This window comes from Collinsella sp. i06-0019-1H4, from assembly GCF_042849575.1.
Lineage (GTDB): Bacteria > Actinomycetota > Coriobacteriia > Coriobacteriales > Coriobacteriaceae > Collinsella.
Genome location: NZ_BAABYB010000001.1, coordinates 97,653 through 115,289, shown reverse-complemented (window position 1 = coordinate 115,289; position 17,637 = coordinate 97,653). Strand labels below are relative to the sequence as shown.

Here is a 17,637-nt window from a genome sequence, read left to right as displayed (position 1 = left end):
TTACGCCTCCTTTTTCTGCTTGTCGCGGGCGGCCTTGGCGGCAAGCGCCGCACGGACCTTGGCCGCTTTCTCGGGATCCATGGCGGCGAGCTTTGCCTCCATCTCGGCGGCCTTGAGCGCGGCCTTCGCAGCGGCATCGTCATGCTGGGCATCGGAGCCGGCAGCAGCAGCGGGCTGAGCAGCGGCAGTGCCCGCAGCATCGCCGGCACCCGCGGCACCCTCCCCCGCAGCAGCCGCAGCCGCGGCGGCCTTCTCGGCCGCGGCCTTGCGCGCCTTGGCCTCGGCGGCCGCGCGGACTTTCATGGCCTTCTCGCGCGCAGCCTTCACCTCGGGCGTGATGACGCTCATGGGTTCGGCAGTCGAGACCTGGTAGAAAAAGCCCTTAAAGTCGATCTGCATGTCGGTGATGGCAAGACCAAACAGGTCGTGGGCCTCATTTTCAAACGGGAACACCGCGGGGTAATACGAGCTGATGGACGGAATCTCCTGGTACTGGTCGATGCCCTCGACCACCAGGTTCTCGATCGCATAGCTGCCGTCCTGCGCAATATGCTCCTGAGCAGCACGGACGTTGATAAACGTATAGACCAAGCGATACGAGCCGTCGTCGACGTTGCGCTCGGCATGCATTTGCACAAAGCGCGCGCCGACGCCCTTGAGCGCCTGGACATGCGACAGGAGCTTGTCGATCCCGACGGTGGTATAGATAGCCTTTTGCATTACTCGGCCTCCTTTGCAGCGGCGGGCGTCTCAGCAGGTGCGTCGCCAGCGGCGGGCGCAGCAGGCTTCCCGGCAGGCGCGTCACCGGCACCATCAGTCCCGGCCCCCGCAGCCACAAACCCGTCCTCGCCCAGCTCAACGCCACCGTCCCAGGTCGCGGCGCCGCCCACGGTAAGCGGATCGCCGCCGGCGCGCATCACGGCCTCCTTCTGGTCCAGGATGCCGCACGCCTCCACGATGGCATCGATCACGGTCTCGGGGCGAATGGCGCACCCGGGCGCGTACACGTCCACGGGAATCGCGCGGTCCACGCCGCCGATCACGTTATAGGCATCGCGGAACACGCCGCCCGAACACGCACAGATACCGCAGGCCACCACGCACTTGGGCTCGAGCATCTGGTTGTAGATCTGGCGCACGACGGGCAGGTTCTGGGCATTGACCGACCCCGTCACCAAAAAGATGTCCGCATGCTTGGGGTTGCCGGTGTTGACCACGCCAAAGCGCTCCGCATCGAACTGCGGCGTGAGCGAGGCCAGCACCTCGATATCGCATCCGTTGCAGCTCGAGCCGTCGTAATGAATAACCCACGGCGAGCGCGACATTTTATGATCCATGGATGCCGCCTCCTAAATAAACACGTCGACGAGGATGGGCATAAGATTGAGCAGGCCAAACACCAGCGCCACGCCCCATCCGAGCTTAAAGCAGCTGCGCCAGGTGCTGCGGGCAAAGGTGTTGTCGATCAGTACCTCGACAAAATACGTCGCGGCCATCACGACCAGGGCCACGACCCAGCTCACCGGGTTGTCCCAGACAAAGAACATGCCCACCCACATCAAAAACAGCACGGTCTCGCACCAGTGCATAAGGGTCATCTTGGCCAGCGTGCCGCCGCTCATCTCGGTGGCGACGCCCTGGACAATCTCCTGATGCGCGTGATGCGAGTACGAAAGGTCGAACGGCGACTTGCGTAGCTTGATGGTGAGCACCGCAAGCAGCGCCAAGAAAATGGGCGCGCTGTACACGATGATGGGCGCCGACTGTCCGGTCACGGCGATGGAATCAAAGCTATCGGTGGCAAGGTACAGGCCCACGCTCATCAGCAGAACGGCGGGCTCGTAGCTCATGACCTGCAGCAACTCGCGGTCGGCACCGACCTGGGCAAACGGGCTTTGCGTCGAGGCGGACGCCAGCACCACAAAGATCGCGGCGAGCGTAACCATAAAAGCGCACAGCAGCGTGTTGGAGCCCGACACAAAGATGCCGCCGCCCACGACGGTAAAGATGAGCGCGCACGCCATATAGGTATCGTCCATGGTGTTTACGCTGGCAGGGGCCTTGCGCAGCAGCTTGGCAACGTCGTAGAACGGTTGCAGCAGGCGCGGGCCCACACGGCCCTGCATGCGAGCCGAAAGCTTACGGTCAACGCCGTCGATCAGGCCGCCCACAAGCGGCGCCAGCAGGGCAAACGCCACGGTGCCAATAAAGATGCCCACGACACCCGAACCTTCAAAATACTTACCGCGCAGCACCGAGGGCGCACTCATGGCAAGCCGCTCGGGCCCAATCCACGCGCAGCACAGCAGCGCAAACAAGATAATGCTGCAGCACACGACGCTACCCGCGGGGCCAATACGCTTCTCGCCAAGGGCGTCCTCCGAGTACCAATTGCGCTTTTCGGCCTTTACCTCGTGGCCCATCGAGCCGCGGAAATGGCGATATTTGTCGGTTCCCACACCCGAAAGATATACGTTTACGTGCGGTTTGTTGCTCACGCGGAATGAAGTCAGCAGCACCACGGCGATAAACGCCACGATAACCACCATCAGATACATGGCGTCCTTGCCGATAACGTACGGCACGCGGCCAAACACCATGGCCAAGTAAGGCGACACCAGACCGCTCGAGATAACCGGGAACGCCACGCAGCACAGAATCAGCAGCGCGGCGATGGTGTTGAGCGCCATCCATTCTGTCTTATGGACATTGACCTCAACGTTTTGAGCCGTGGGGTCGACGCCCGAAAGCTTGGCAAGCCACTTGCCCCAGAAGTAAAACGTCGCAGCCGAGCCAAAGGCCAACACCATGATCATGAGCACGTTGCCGGTCTGGGCAAACGCCACCAGGGCGCCCCACTTGGACACGAGCATGCCAAACGGCGCCACAAACATGCCCATGATGCCCAGCATCATCAGACGCGTCAGGTGCGGCATGCGGCTGAACATACCGTCCATGTCCTCGATATTGCGGCTGCCGATATGATGCTCGGCCGTGCCCACGCACAGGAACAGCAGCGACTTGGCCACCGTGTGGAACAGGATCAGGAAGATGGCCGCCCACACGGCCTCGGGCGCGCCGACACCCAAGCAGGCACTGATGAGTCCCAAGTTGGAAATGGTGGAGTACGCGAGCACGCGTTTGGCGTTGCTCTGCGAGATGGCCATGAGGGCAGCGAGCAAAAACGTGATGGCACCCACACTCGTGACCATAAAGCCGGTCACAGGATAGATGGCATAGAGCGGGCTCAGCTTGACCATCAGGAACACGCCAGCTTTGACCATGGTGGACGAGTGCAGCAGGGCGCTCGTGGGGGTGGGGGCAACCATGGCACCGAGCAGCCAAGTGTGGAACGGCATCTGTGCGGCCTTGGTGAGTGCGGCGAGCGACAACAGGATGACCGGCATCACCAGCAGCGCGGATTGCGCGGTTCCGGCGCCGGAAAGCTCGATCATGCCCGAGATGGTCAGCGGCATGCCGTTAACGTGCAGGTACATGAGGCCGGCCAAAAACGCGATGCCGCCCAGCATGTTGAGGATGATCTGGGTGAAGGCGTTCTTGATGGCCTCGGGCGTGCGCGTATAGCCAATCATAAGGAACGAGCACACGGTGGTGATTTCCCAGCCGCAGAACAGCCACTCAAGGTTGTCGCTCGTCACGATGACGAACATAGCCGAGAGGAACAGGAACATAAGCGCCAGGAACTGAGGGCGTCGGTCGGGCGCGGTCTGCCCGCGCAGCGCGGCCTCGTGCTCGTCGTGGGCCTGGAAGTCCTTCATGTAGCCCAGGGCATACACGCAGATTAGGCTGCCGACAATGCCGACGGCGAGGACCATGATCACGCTCATGTAATCCAGGTAGAGCGGCGTCGCCGTGACGGCTTCGGCCGCGGGCAGCGTCATGGCTGCAAAGGCGAGCGAGCCCACCAGCTGGACTATGCCGAGCACCGTGGTGAGCACGTTCCTATATTTGTACGCGTTGTACAGGATGACGGCGCACAGAATGACATCGATGGCGGAGCTGATGATCGAGAGCACATGCGAGGTGTCGGAGGCAACCTCAAAGCTCTGCGGGCCCGCGCCAAAAAACATGACGGCGACTACAACTGTCACCGCCATAATGATGCCGGAACCTATGAGCCCCACCGCATCGCGGGCGCGGTCACCGTGCGCGAGCAGCATGCCCAGCGCCGGTACCAGCGGAAACAGGGTAAGGAAATACAGTAGCGTCATACCATCACTCCCCCATGCAAAAACGCTGCAATTGTTTAACGTTATAGCTCAATTGAGGAGTAGCGGCGGCGGGTTTTCGGTCAACTGGGGAGTTTTAGGCGTACGGGGCAAGGAGTCTGTCCGCATTGGAGCAGAGGGGCGGCAAGAAAAATGCGCCCCTGTGGGCGCACCATCCCGTTCGCTATTCCGCCTTTTTAACGCGCGGCTTGCGACCGCGCGGCTTATCGACCAGCGCGGACTCACCGCTCTCGCGATACTGGCGGCACCAAGCCTTGACTGAAGACTCGCTGGGAATCTTGTGCTTGATCATAGCCTCGCGAACCGTCAGGCCGTTTTCCAAACGGTCCTTAACCACGGCGAGCTTTACGTCGTACGAATAGGTGTGATGACGAGCGCCCGCGTTGAGCACGGCGTCGGCACCGCCCACGGCATATGCGCGGGCCCACTGACGAGCCGTGGCCTGGGGAATGCCAAGCTTTGCGGCGAGGGCGCGGTGACCGACCCCCTCTCGGAGGATCTCGACGGCGCGCTGCCTAACCTCGGGCGCATGCGTGCGAGTCCTAGTTGCTTCCGACATACCTGCCACTTCTTAGCCTTAACCGTTAATTTGCTTTCTTACGTGCTTGTTAGATAGTAGCATTTTGCTGTTCCCGCGTAACAGTTAATTGAAAATCGCAACGGCGGCATCTGGGTATTTGCCATTCATTTGCAACAGTTCTTTAGGTTTTATTTACGCAGCTAGTTGGCTCGCGGCTCATTGACGGTGTTTTACCAACCAGATTGGTATCTTTTTGTTTAGCTGGTATGGTTTGTGCAATTATTAACCCCTCGTCAGTCCGCACCTAACATGTCAGCTTTCCACTTGCTTCCCAACTTTCCACTTAACTTTCCAGCTTTCCACCTTAAGTGGTAAGTTAAGTGGAAAGCTGGAAAGAAGTTGGGAGACCGAAGCATGGGCGACGGACAGCCCTACTTCGCGAGTCGATACCGTTGTCGCGGGCTGCGCGGAGGCTCCATCGCCTCAATCTTGCCCGCACCAATCAAGCCTTTTATGTGGTTGGAAACGGCGCTCCTGCTCAAACCCGAAGCGTCGGTGAGCTCCTTGGTCGAGGCCGAAGAATGTGTTGCCAGGTAATCCAAGATTGCCTCGTCCACATGCCCCACAGACGTCACCTGTTCCGCCCGCATTATCTTTCGCTTATCGAACGTCAGCGAAAAAGAAACCGTCGAGTTCTTTGGTTCGGGCGGCAGCATGTTTGCCCGCTCGAGCTGCTCACCTATCTCCTGATAACCAGTGCCGCGATTTTCGACCACGTAGCCACCACCTGGGAACGGCGTGGTCTCGAGGATATTTGAAAGAAACTGGTTTCTGGATGACGAAACTCCAGAAACTCCCAGCGAATCGATCGTTACATCGCCGTACAGCCCGCCAGGATTGAGAATCTCGACGCGGTCGATATACAGGTTGACCTGCACTTGTGAGCCGCGCGCGGCGGAAGAGTAGTCGCGGTGCATGAGCGCGTTCGCTACCGCTTCGCGCAGCGCCACGGGCGGATAATCGGGCACATCTTTCCGGAACGCACCCTCGATAACCGCGGCGTTTCGAGTGTTTCTCGCAACGGCGGCAAGCACGTCCTCAATCATGAAAGGGATCGGACCCAAAATGGTCTGAGAATCCACAAAACGCTTGTTATCACTTACTCGCTGCGTTTTTGTGGTCCCGGGGTACGCCGTAAAGGTCACATTGAGACGTGGGAAGAACTTTTGCGGAAACCGTCCCAGCGCGACAATTGCAGCAAGCGTCGGCACGATTGCGTCGTCCACCCTTTTGGTCACATGCAGGTCAAGGAGAATCTCATCGTCGCTTCTGGTGCCCAAAAGCCTAGGGTGTAGCTCGCGCTGGCGTTTTATAAACCCTTGCAAAAGATCGGCGTCAAGGTCATCGAGCGTGGCACCTTCGACCGGCTCGTCGTCGTATGTAGGCTGAACATGCTCCTCCATAAAGCGATCGATTTCGTAGGGAGTCATGCGCCGGTCGCCGTCGCCCGTACGGATAAAGGACGAATCGTACATTCCGCGTGCCGCAATATAGCAGGGTTTATCGCGTGGATGCATTTCTTTGATGCGCGCGCAAAGCACCAGCTTACCCTCGAAGGGGAGCACTTGGATATCCGGCCTCACAACGGGCGTCAGCTTTTCACATGCAGAAGAGAGGGCGTCTTGCATCTTGCGGGCATCAAAACCCTCGACGGGCATAAACCCGTTCTTTTCGGAAATGCCGAGGATGATAAAGCCGCCCTGCGCGTTGGAAAATGCCGAAAGCGTCTCGACGATGCTTTTGGGGAGCGCGCCCTTGGCTTCTTTTACTTCGTACTGCTGGGTGTCGTTTCCTATTGCCCGCAGATGATGGATAACCTGCGCCAACCACTCCTCATTCATGCCGAACCTCCCAACTTTCCAACTTTCCACCTAACTTACCAGCTTTCCACTTAACTTTCCAGCTTTCCACCTTGAGCGGTAAGTTAAGTGGAAAGCTGGAAAGTTGGTGGAGAGCTGGGGCAGCAGTAGGCCAAGCGAACAAGAAAAAGGGCGGCAACCGGGTGGTTGCCGCCCCTCGCGTAGCTAGTTGGTTTTCGTCTCGTGCCGAATGCCCTCGGTGTTGATGCGCGCTAGCGTGTACGTCACGTAGTCGGAGTGCGAATAGCCATCAAGGTTGCTAACGTTGACCGGTGTGTCGTCGACAACGTTGCCGGTCATAATATTGGCCGTAAGCACCAAGCGGTAGTTTGCGTAAGTTTGGTTCTCACCCTCAACATTCGTATTCACTTTAACGCGGAAGGCATGCTTAAAGGCAAGGCTGTTGCCGTCGCGCGTGAGGAACGCGCCGTTGGTCTTGGTGTCGGTGAACACATAGCTGTTGCCGTCGGCGGATGCCGCACCCGTGCCTAGGTAATCGCTGCCGAGCACCGTAATGTAGTTCGAGATATCGCCGACCGGAGCATAGCCGCCATTATCTTGCCGCTGCTCCAGGCTCAGCGTGTAGGTCACCGTGCTTGCGGCGTCGATCTTAGCCTCGGCGACCGTGAGCTTGCTCAGGTCGTAGGTACCCACCAGAGCGATCTCGCCGTCAGCGGACTTGAGGTCATCGATGTTGATGCCCAACTGGGATTTCTTAGACGCCTCGAGCGCGATGGTCGATGAGCCCACATCCATACGGTAGTAGCCGGCGCCGCCATCGTTGTATGCCGAGTTGCTACTGGTGCTGAGCGTGTCGGCATGCGTGGAAAGGTACGCGCGGTAGTTGGGTTTGGTGTAGCGGTCGGTGCCGCTGTTCTGCGAGGCCACGATACCCGCCTGGCAGGCAGGCTCCGTCATGGTGAGCGCGGCCCTCATGGTAACGGTGAAGGCGTTGACATGGTTCTTGGCGATCTCGCGCAGGCCCGACATATCGATGGGATTACCCTCAGCATCGGTAAGCACCAGTGACATGTCGCCACCGTTCGCAGTCCAACTAAGACCCGACACCACTGGGGTCTCCTTCGTGCCGGCCAGATTCCAACCCGACCCGCCCCAGGTGTAGTAGTTATCACCCACCTTAACGTAGAACTCATACGTGCCCTGCGTGCCCGTGGGGTATCCTACCGAGCCCGCGATGACGCCATCGTGATAGGTGACAAGCGACGAATCGAGCTGATAATACAGCGCGTCAGAGCTCGTGTATTGCTGGCTCGAGTCAAACGTCACGGTGTCGCTCACGTTCATGGAAAGCGAATAGGTGGCTTCCTTGAGCTCCATCCGGTTGATGCTGTCCCTGTTGTCGACGAGGTTACGCTTGTTGTCAACGAGGCTGTGCGTGTAGTTTGATGCCACGCTGTAGGTCGAGGGCGTATTCTGGTGCCCATCCTCGGCAGCCTTGCCGTCGGCTGCTTTCTTGCCTCGCAGCAGGTAGTTGATGTGCTCGTTGAGGCTCGTGTCCACCGTGGTGGCGGTGTAGCCGTTGACGCCCGCGGACCCCGCCGGCGTGCGCACCACCAAGTAGAAGTTTTCGCTCTTGGGCTCTTCCTTATCAACGGAGAGGGTATAGAACGTGCCCGTCGCGTCGGAAGAAGTGCGCGCGCGGTAGTACGCGCCATCGACCTTGGCGCCAGCCATCTTCGCGAGTTCGGCCTGGCTCTTGTCCTTGACCTCGTCATCGGCGAGCTTGACCCAAGCGCCGTCCTTGTCCTCCTTGGCCTCATCGGCCTTCACGCCCACGATTTCGCTCAGCCACGGTTCGGTGTAGTAAGCCTTGTTGCCAGCGTCCACAAACTCGGTGAGCTTGACTGACGTCGCGCCACCCGTGCCCACCGTGTAGTGATATTCGCGGCTGTTGTTGGCCGTGTCCACGAGTGTGAGCTGTGTACCCTCGGGCAGCGTGGCACCGAAGGTAATGCTCTTGTTGAGCGGACCCATAGAGCCGCCGGCTTCGAGCAGCGTGTTCCAGCCGTAATCGACCGGCTTGCCCCGAGCGCTGCCATAGGTCCAGGTAAGGTAGCCGGTCATGGTGTCGCCGCTGCTCACAAGTACGTGCTTGTCGTATTTTGTCGCATAGTCGGCAGCCTTGAAGTTCGCACCTTCGGAGTAGGTGGCGGTAAAGTCGATCTCGAGCATGCGCTTGACGATGATGGGTACCTGTACACGGTAGCTCTGGCCGGCCTCGCTAAAGGTGACCGTAAGCAGCGTGAAGCGCCCCTGCTCATTGTCCCAGTCGGTGCTCGCGCGGAATGCCATAGAGCTCGTGCCATTGTTGAGCACCTTGAGCGTGGGCGCTCGCGAGGCGGCTACGTCCTTGACGAAGGTGCCGTTATCGGCGAGCGAGAAGACCTCGGCGGTGGCGGTCACATGCGCGGTGCTGCCGTTGAGGCGGCGGGCATCGGAGAAGCCGCCATTGGTCACGATGTTCAGGTAGCTCTCCACCGTCGTGGTATCGTTGCCCGGAATCACGAGCACGGGGAAGTCAGTTTTGGCCTTCTTGCCCGAAGTAATGTTGTTAGCGTTATAGGTGCTACGCGAGCTGTCCGCGCTATAGGTGCTCGTGTTTTGGTATGCGCCGGCATCATTGATGCCGGCGATGTTGGTGTAGGTGTAGCGGCCGGGAACGCGGGCACCCGCTTGGCTTTGGATGGTCGTCGCGGTGTCAATGGCGGCGCCGTCGCCAAACAGGTAGCGGTCGGTGGTATCGCCGTCGGAGGCACGCACCGCCAGCGCGCTCACGGGCCTCGTGGTCACGTACGGACTCGTTGCCGTGGTAGCAGTATCGCCTGCGCCGTAAAGCGTTTTGTTCTCGTTGGGCGCGGCAGCCGTGCCGTTGTAGTCGCCGAAGGCAATATAAGTTTTCTCGTTAACAGCAGCCGTATTCGTATTGGTCGTGTAAACCATCGGCGGCAGGTCGCTCGTGGTCTTGCCACTACCGGGCTTTACTTCCACGCCCGCTGCGGAAAGGCTGTACTTACCATCCCCCGTGTCAACCTCGCCCAAGAGTACGCCCTGGGTTTTGCCCGCATTGTAGCTATTACTGTCCATGAGCACGTTTAACAGATGGAACCGGCCGCGCCCGTCGCCCATAATGCCGCCGTTGGACCTTTCGCTAAACGTGGTGTTGGATACCTTTGTGTTGGTAACGTCGATGACGACGGATCCGCTGTTACTCGCGTTATTCGCGCCCAGCAGACCGCCGCTCCAGTTACCCTTAATCGTAGCGTTCTCGATCGCGATGTTGTTGCAGGCTATATTCACATTGCTGAAGAAGTAGCCGATAAGCCCGCCCGAGCATTTGCCGGTGCCGGCGATGCTGACATTCTTGACACTGCAGTCGTCGAACCAGTACTTGTTGGGGCTACCGCTACTCGTAACCTCACCAATCAGGCCGCCCGCATTGTAGATGCTATTGTTCGTTCCGGCCTTATCGCCGATGACGGCGTTCTCGGTGCCGTTTCCGCCATCAATGCGCACGTTGCTCATAGAAATAACGCCGCCACGGGCGCGTCCGACCACGCCGCCGGCGCCCATATGGTCATCGGAGTTCGACCCGGTGGCTAGCACGTTTACCCCAGAGATGACCGCCGTGCACGACGACTGGGCCGCTGTGGTGGTGCCGATGTTGGTGTTGACCGAGATATCGCTTCTTTCGACATAGCCGAGCACGCCGCCCACGTAGGGCACTGTCCCTGTGGCAGTTATGGTCGAGTTTTTGCCAACGGTCCTTTCGCTCACCCCTGTGCCTGCGGTTGTCCACACACCGCACGCCGAGGCGACCGTACCCACATAGCCACCGACATTCTTCTCGCCCGTGACGTTAAGGCCAGTGTATGAGCAGTCATAGAGATACGCGGGGCCCCACCCGTCCCCGAACTCGACCATATAGGTTCTGTCTTCGCTCGTAGTTCGTCTGGCGCGGCCCGAGCTGCCAAGAAGCCCTCCTACGCTCTTTGCGCCCGACACGGTGCAGTTCTTCATCTGCACGTTGCGGTAGATGCCGCACGTGCCGTCGTCGTAGTTGGCCGTTGCACCCGCCAAAAGGCCGGCACCGGTAAGGTCGTTCGGCGCCTCTCCTGGTTTGGCTTCGCCGTTGGTGTCGATATAGGTGAGCGCTACGTTGCAGTTGCTAAAGGTGAGGTCTTTGACCTGCGCGCCGTCGTTCGCGGTGACGCTCTGCCCCACATTGGTGGAGGTGAACATCACGGTGCTGAATAGACCACCCACGCCCGAGACCTTATAGTCGTCGTCGGCGTATTCGACGACGCCGTAGGCGGTGCCTTCGGTACCCACCGTGATGGTGGCGCCGTTACCGTCGATCGTGGCTACGTGCGGCGTAATACGGTCGCGGTCGGTGCCCGGCTGGTTCGAATTGCAGGCATTGGAATAGTAGCGGCCGTTTAGGCCCACGTACCCCGTGCCGTAGTCGGTCATATCGTAGGTGTCACCCTGCTTGAACTCCAAGCTCATGCCGATCGATTTCGACGCGCACACATAGCCCGTTTGGTAGTCGGCAGCGTAGGACGCCACCAGGTAGGGCGAATTTACATCGTCATCATGGTCGAGCGGGCCGTGCCACCCCTGCTTGCCGGGGGCCTTCTGGTCGTCGTTTTTGGCGATTTCGAAATCGCCGGCAGCACTCTCAGGCTTGCCCACATTTGCGTAGTTAGCATTCCGTACCTTGCCATATTCCTTGTTGCCAAACAGGTAGCCGCATATCGCCGGGTCTTGCGAATCGCTGCCCCAGTAAGCCTTGGAACCGCGGAACACGCCATTATTGGAGTAGTTGGTATGTGCCGCGCCAGCACCCGCACCCGAGCTGATGATGGCCGAGAGCACCAAAAGGCCCTGGGCGTTTTTCACCATGGTCACAGGAGCCTCGGCGTTAGTGCCGAGGTACTTGTTGTCGGTGCCCGTGGTGGTGACACAGGGGGTTCCTTTTTTTGTGAGCTCGTTAATCTGGTAGTTAGCGTTACCGTTTTCAACCTTACAGCCCTCGCTAAAGGCATAGCCATCAATCACGCGACCGACGTAGGGATTGTTGTAGAGATCAAAGTTGCCCTTTCCCAGACCACGAGATTTGTCACCAGTTCCAGCACGCCAGGAAGATTTTCCGCTTTTGTCCATATTGCGGAAAATCACGCCGCCACCCGCAATGGCACCGACGTAGCCACCAATGGGAACAAGATGCGGCTTGTCGCCACCGCCCGTGACGGTAAATCCCGTTGTAGGGTTTTCGGCCGTCGTCCCATTAACGACCACGCCATCGATAATGTTATCGCCACCAAGGATGCAGCCGACAACGCCACCGAAAAACGCCGTCGGAACGCCGTCGGCATCCTTGGCAGAATAAGTAATAGTCGCCGACGCGTTCACATAGCGAATATTCAGATCGCGCACCACGCTGCCGTAACTATAGGGAATAAGGCCGCGAAGCGAACCCTCGTTATTCTCTATCTTGATGGTTGCGTTTTTATTATCACTGCCAAAGTTGCCAACGATGACGCCCCTAAACGGGTTGGCCCTATTTCCAAAACCGCCAAACGATGCGCCGTCGAGAGTAATCGTATTGCCCTCAGTAGGCTCGATGCTGTAATACGCGCTCTGCATATAGCGGTGCATGGTTTCGTCGCTCAGCGTCTGCGGGGAATTGGTCGACGCGTCTCCGGTCTTCTTCTCCCATTTATTATCGGTGCCGTTCGCCTGCTTGTAGACGTACGTAACCTCATTGTCGGTCGAGTGATCGCTGCTGCGGCGAGTGCAGAGCCTACCCTGGTCGGCGACAATGGTGACCTCCCAGCCGTCAAGCGCCGTCATGTTATTAATGTAGTTGGCAATGGCATTCATCTCCGCCGCGTTTGTGACGGAATAAGGATCGCCGTAGGTACCACATCCCATTACCAGCTTTGGAATGCGCTGGTTGACTTTAATTTCGTGATACTGGACGCCATCCTCGGCGGCTTTTCCCTTGTAAACATAAGGAAGGTAGTCACCGAACCAAGGCCTGACGTCACCGTCCTTCTTACCATCAACCGTCACATAGCCGCTCACGGCACCATACGTCGCTTCGTCGTAATACCAAAGCTGCTTGCCCGGGTACTCCGTACTCCCATCAATCTCGGATCCGTAGGTCACCTTGCCCGCATCGGCATCAGCCCTAGTAAAGGTGTAGTCCGCAGAGCCCGTGCCCGTGCTTCCGTAGCCAAAACTCTCCAGCAGGCTCGCATGGGTGAAGATCGTATTGTTCTCTTGGCTGGGCAAGCTGATTTGCTCAAACTTCGCCGTCACCTGATCGGCCTCACTGCCTACACCAAGCTTTCCGAACAGCGACGTAGCCGCCTTGGTGCCACTCGTGTACCCAGTAGTCTTGATATTCTTCGCGTTCAGGCTCACGTACTTCTGCATCTCGTTGATGAGCAGAGGCATATAGGCGTTAGCGTCCGTGGCGCTGTTGGCGCCGTCGACAATCAGATTGTTGAGTGTAAGATCATCAATTGAGATCTTTCTAATCTTGGTGCCATTGCCGTCGCTGGACCCATACACGTAGCGGCACACGAGCGCGCCCGATGAGCTTCCGCCCGCGCCAATAGCGTCAGTAGAGCTCTTTCCGTCATTGATAACGGGCCCAACGGTACCACCCAAAGTGACGTTGCTTACTGTGAGATCGCCGTCTGCCACCGTTTGAAAAAGACCGCAGTGCATGTTCTCGTGCTGGGTGGCATCGGAGTTTAGCTTGTTGCCATTCTGCTCGGCCTTGATCTTGGAGTAGTAGAAGGTGATGGCCGCATTATTAACCGTCACCTCTCCGATCGGTTGAGTGGGATAGTAGCTGTAGCCGGCCAAATCGATTGTGCCCGTTATGGTTATGGAATCATCGAGCCCTGTCGTACCATCGGGAACGATTGTCGAACGAATACCGGCGGGAGCATAGCAGAAAGCAGACCATAAGAGCAGCTTGTCCGCTGTATCGATTTGACTGCCACTAAAGCCGCCTTCACAATTCTTAGAGGCTATGTCGAGGTTGTAGAAGTAGCGGGTATTGCCGTTCGTATTCTGGCTTCGACCGAAAGACGAGCGATTATGGTAGCTGTTGTCTTTTGTGGAATCGCCGTCCATGTCCAGCTTGTTTTTCTGTGTGTGTAGCGAAACGACCGTGTTCCAGTCGGCGTCCATGAGCTTGCTGCCGTTGTTTGGTTTTACACCGCTGCCAACCCATTCATCGAAGGACGTTACGCCCGACGCAACGATGGCCCCCTCGCCGGTGGGCACCCTATAGGCGGTATCCCAATAAGCCCTGTCCTCCAAGTACAGGCCTAGGTAGCTCTCGACGCCATATGTCGTCTTATCATCCACCTTGCAGCCGCGGCAAACTAGAACGCCGAGCGTCTGAGCGGCGCCTGCATTAATCTTTGTGCCCGAGAGATCGATGGCGTAGTTGTTGATAATCCAGTGACCGCTGGCTGCGTATACAAGGCCGCCAAGCTCCTTGGAATCATCCACAGTCGCGATTATAGAAGCGTTGGTCGTTTTCAAAGCATAGGAGTTTTCACTCTTGTTAATGTTGTCATCTCCGATAGTTACGACCGCGTTGCCCCAGCTATAACCCAAGAGACCGCCCACGCCATTGAGCTTATCGCCGTTCTTTCCGACTCCCATCTTGAACGAGTTGAACGAAAGGCCCGTAATGTTAACGTCCTTTTTGGCCGAGTTGGCTATTGCCCCATCAGCCCCATAGGTGCTCTGTGCGATGCAGCCGATAAGACCGCCGACCTGGGCAATCTTGCCGCTGGTGCAATTGCCGGTTTCGATTGATCCGGCGACTTCGAGGCCCGCAACATTGAATGACGAGCCATAATCGCCCACATAACCAATGGCGCCGCCAATGCGACTATTGCCGTTAAGCGTTTTAGTTGCAGCGATGGTCGCTTGAGCCCTGCTGTTATCCTTAAACGCAACCGTAGAAGCCGCCAACACGCTTCCCGCAATACCACCAATGTTCACGTCATTTGCAAACGTATCATCGCACGCGATATTCGTTTTGCACGTTACGCCAGACAATGACAGGTTGCCGACGATGGCACCCGCAAGCGACCCGGCATCGATAGCCGAACCGTTATCGAACTTCATGGAGCCAGCGATTGTGACGTTGGAAATGGTTGCACCGTTGACGGCCGCGAACAAGCCCAAGCGGCCGTGGCGGTAGATTTTGCCGTTGCCATTGGTCGTGTCATTGCCGTCGAGCACGGCCCCGCCGCGCATGCCGTACGACTCGCCGACGGCAAGGTTGATTGTGCTGTTGCCATTTGTGCCGTTGCCATTCAACGTTCCCAAGAAAACTTGCGAGCCGTCTGCACGATCCTGCGTGAAACCCGTCAGGCCCGTGCCCTTGAGATTAATAGTGCCGTTCACCGTAATGGTCGCGGACTGCAAGATGTTCGGGTTGTTTTCAGAAACGCCCTCGACCATGGAGTAGCAGCCGTTGGTTTGCCAGGTGATTGCAAGTTTGGCGAAATCCTCAAGCGAGGCTAGAGCATAGACGCCGTTAGTCAGTTCCAACGGTGCCGGTAGAGTCAGCTCGTGTGTCGTCGGGTTCAGCGTAATAAAACTATCACCCAGGCGAATAACCTGGCCGTAGCTGTAGATGTCATCGATCTTGACCGGCTTAGAGGGACGCTTGTATTGCCATTCCGTGGTACCGCCTACGGTGGCACCTCTGTCGCTTCCGCTACCGGCAGCAAAAATCAGTGAATTGAAGTTCTCATAAATCAGCTGCGCGGTGTGATCATTTTCCACGAAGGCGGCATCCGACAGGTCGGTGATACCGCTGAACTTGACGATGCCGAGCCACGACGACCCAACGACTCCGGCAAAGCCGCCGTTTGTGCCGCCGATGGTAGCGCCGCTGGCGGTTTTGACCGTTAGGCCGCGCACTTCCAGCACGTTTTTGGTGTCCACGACGCCCACGGCGCCGCCGTATTTGCCGTTGTTGCTGGCGTAGCCCGAGGTTGCACACGTCACCGCTGCGCCACTGATGACCACGGCGGACACATTGTCGCTCCCGCCGCCTTCACCAAGGTAGCCTACCAGGCCGCCCGCATACGCGAGCTTGCCGTTAGAGCCCACGCCAAACGACACCTCAGCGCCACCCTTCACCGTGAACGCGTGCAGTGCGTCGCCGTATTTCTGGCCCCACAGCTTGCCCACCAAGCCGCCGTAGTTCCCGCGCACGCCGTTGTTGTTGCTGTTGTCCGCGCCGTTTTGCAGCGTGCTTTTATACAATCCGCCGTTTACGGTCACATCGCCGTTCGAGATGTCGAGCACGCCGAACAGGCCACCGACAGAGGGGGCGGCGGTCGTGTTGGCCACACTGAGCGCCACGCCCTCGCCAAAATCGAAGGTGCCATTCTCGATAGTGAAATCGCTGGCAAACGAGGCGTCACCGATAAGGCCGCCGGCATACGTACCGGCTGATGACGACCCAACCGAGTGCGCTGGCTTGATACTGATATCCTTGCCCGAGGCATCTTTTCCGCTGTTGTCCGTATCTACGGCAAGCGTAAGCCTGGTCGCCTTACCGATAAGGCCGCCCGCCGCATTATTACCCGCGACGCTCAGTGCCGAAACATCGACATTCGAAGCAAGGGTGACGGCAGCCCCCTCGCCTGCCTCGCCAATAAGGCCGCCGGCATTGGCACCAGCGCCCGTAGCATCGATGGTGGGGGTGCCGTTGAAGCTCTTCGGCAGGCCATTCAGCCCCGCAATCGTAAGAGATGCGCCTGCAGTAAGGGTGTTCGCGAGTAGGCCCAGATTGCCCGTGGACGATTGCATGCCAATCGCCAGGGGGCTATTCGCGCTTGTCGAATACGTGGCGTCAAGCGTGAGCTCGCCCGTAACCTCACCCACGAGCGGCGAAGTGAGCTTGACGACGCTCGTATCGCCGCTCTCGGGCTTGTCTACGGTAATGGCAGCGCTGAGCGTCTTGCCCGCGCCCGTGACCTTTGCGGCCACGATGGGCTGAGCATCGGTGCCCTTCCAGGTGAGCTTTACGGTGCCGTTGTTATCGTTGAGCTCGATGTTGTTGAAGAGCGTCTTGTTGGCGGTAAGGAACCTGCCGCCCAGGTCGAGCGTACCCTTGAAGGGGTGGGCATCGCTGCCGAACCCCTGGAACGCGAGATTGCCCAGGTCGCCCACGGCCTGCGCGCTGCACACGTCGAAGTCGACGCCGCTCAAGCCGGTCTTGGAGATGCTCGCGTTCTGGTAGATGGCGGGGTCGGTGTTGGAGATGGCGATAAGGTCGGCGTTGGATCCGAAGGTGATGGCCGTGACCTCGCCAGCGTCGTTCACGGTGACCTTGCCGTCGACCAGCGCGCCATCAAGCTCACCAGCAGTCTTGATGGCGGGGTCGGTGCTAGCCTGCGCAGCCGCATCTGTGTCCGCGTCATCCGCCTGATCTTCGTCGGCGGCGCCCTCATCGGCAGCCGCATCGTCTTGGGATGCGTCGCCCTCCGTTGGGGTATCGCCGTTAGTGGTTCCATCGGTCGTGGAGTCCTGCGATTCGCCAGCGTTGGTAGAACCGTCGCCGCCCTCGGTGGCGCCCGCATCGGCGCCCGGAGTCGTCGCGGCATCATCAGATGCAGCCTGGTCAGCATCTTGCAGCGAGGTGGCCACGGCATCCTGTACGGAGCGGGCAGTATTGCCCGCGGCGCGCGCGGCGGAGACGGACGCCTCCATAACGGCGTCGAGCTCTTGCGCGAACACCTCTGTGGAAGGCGCGAGCGCCTGGAAAATCATGATCGCAGTCAGGCATGCGGTTGTTATGCGCTTTGCCGTTCTCATCTGATCCTACCTCGTTCTATCTCATGCCCCGCGTGGGGTCTCAAAATCTATGCTT

6 protein-coding genes are annotated in these 17,637 nt (G+C 58.6%); all 6 read right to left on the bottom strand.

Annotated elements, in window-relative coordinates; genetic code table 11:
* Window positions 1–720 carry an NADH-quinone oxidoreductase subunit C gene (locus tag ACGHEN_RS00455; RefSeq protein ID WP_158565184.1) on the bottom strand — a complete coding sequence of 240 codons (720 nt, stop codon included), beginning with the start codon at window positions 718–720 and terminating at the stop codon, window positions 1–3.
* Entirely contained in the window at window positions 720–1,337 is a 618-nt protein-coding gene (locus ACGHEN_RS00450; RefSeq protein WP_390396408.1) for an NADH-quinone oxidoreductase subunit B family protein, read from the bottom strand. The genes ACGHEN_RS00455 and ACGHEN_RS00450 overlap by 1 nt, the downstream gene beginning before the upstream one ends.
* 12 nt (window positions 1,338–1,349) lie before the next feature.
* Window positions 1,350–4,232, bottom strand: coding sequence for a proton-conducting transporter membrane subunit (locus tag ACGHEN_RS00445; protein ID WP_390396405.1), 2,883 nt, complete (start codon window positions 4,230–4,232; stop codon window positions 1,350–1,352).
* 181 nt (window positions 4,233–4,413) lie between these two features.
* Window positions 4,414–4,809 carry a helix-turn-helix domain-containing protein gene (locus tag ACGHEN_RS00440; RefSeq protein WP_390396402.1) on the bottom strand — a complete coding sequence of 132 codons (396 nt, stop codon included), beginning with the start codon at window positions 4,807–4,809 and terminating at the stop codon, window positions 4,414–4,416.
* 392 nt (window positions 4,810–5,201) lie between these two features.
* Window positions 5,202–6,671 (bottom strand): ATP-binding protein, encoded by a 1,470-nt coding sequence (locus ACGHEN_RS00435; RefSeq protein WP_390396399.1) that lies wholly within the window; start codon window positions 6,669–6,671, stop codon window positions 5,202–5,204.
* 183 nt (window positions 6,672–6,854) lie between these two features.
* On the bottom strand, window positions 6,855–17,582 hold the full coding sequence (locus ACGHEN_RS00430) for a hypothetical protein (protein WP_390396396.1): 10,728 nt from the start codon (window positions 17,580–17,582) through the stop codon (window positions 6,855–6,857).
* Window positions 17,583–17,637: the final 55 nt, after the last annotated feature.

What these genes read in the sequence shown, in the direction of transcription:
- ACGHEN_RS00455 (WP_158565184.1), bottom strand. Translation starts at nt 720, where the DNA reads ATGCAAAAGGCTATCTATACCACCGTCGGGATCGACAAGCTCCTGTCG.
- ACGHEN_RS00435 (WP_390396399.1), bottom strand. Translation starts at nt 6,671, where the DNA reads ATGAATGAGGAGTGGTTGGCGCAGGTTATCCATCATCTGCGGGCAATA.
- ACGHEN_RS00450 (WP_390396408.1), bottom strand. Translation starts at nt 1,337, where the DNA reads ATGGATCATAAAATGTCGCGCTCGCCGTGGGTTATTCATTACGACGGC.
- ACGHEN_RS00440 (WP_390396402.1), bottom strand. Translation starts at nt 4,809, where the DNA reads ATGTCGGAAGCAACTAGGACTCGCACGCATGCGCCCGAGGTTAGGCAG.
- ACGHEN_RS00445 (WP_390396405.1), bottom strand. Translation starts at nt 4,232, where the DNA reads ATGACGCTACTGTATTTCCTTACCCTGTTTCCGCTGGTACCGGCGCTG.
- ACGHEN_RS00430 (WP_390396396.1), bottom strand. Translation starts at nt 17,582, where the DNA reads ATGAGAACGGCAAAGCGCATAACAACCGCATGCCTGACTGCGATCATG.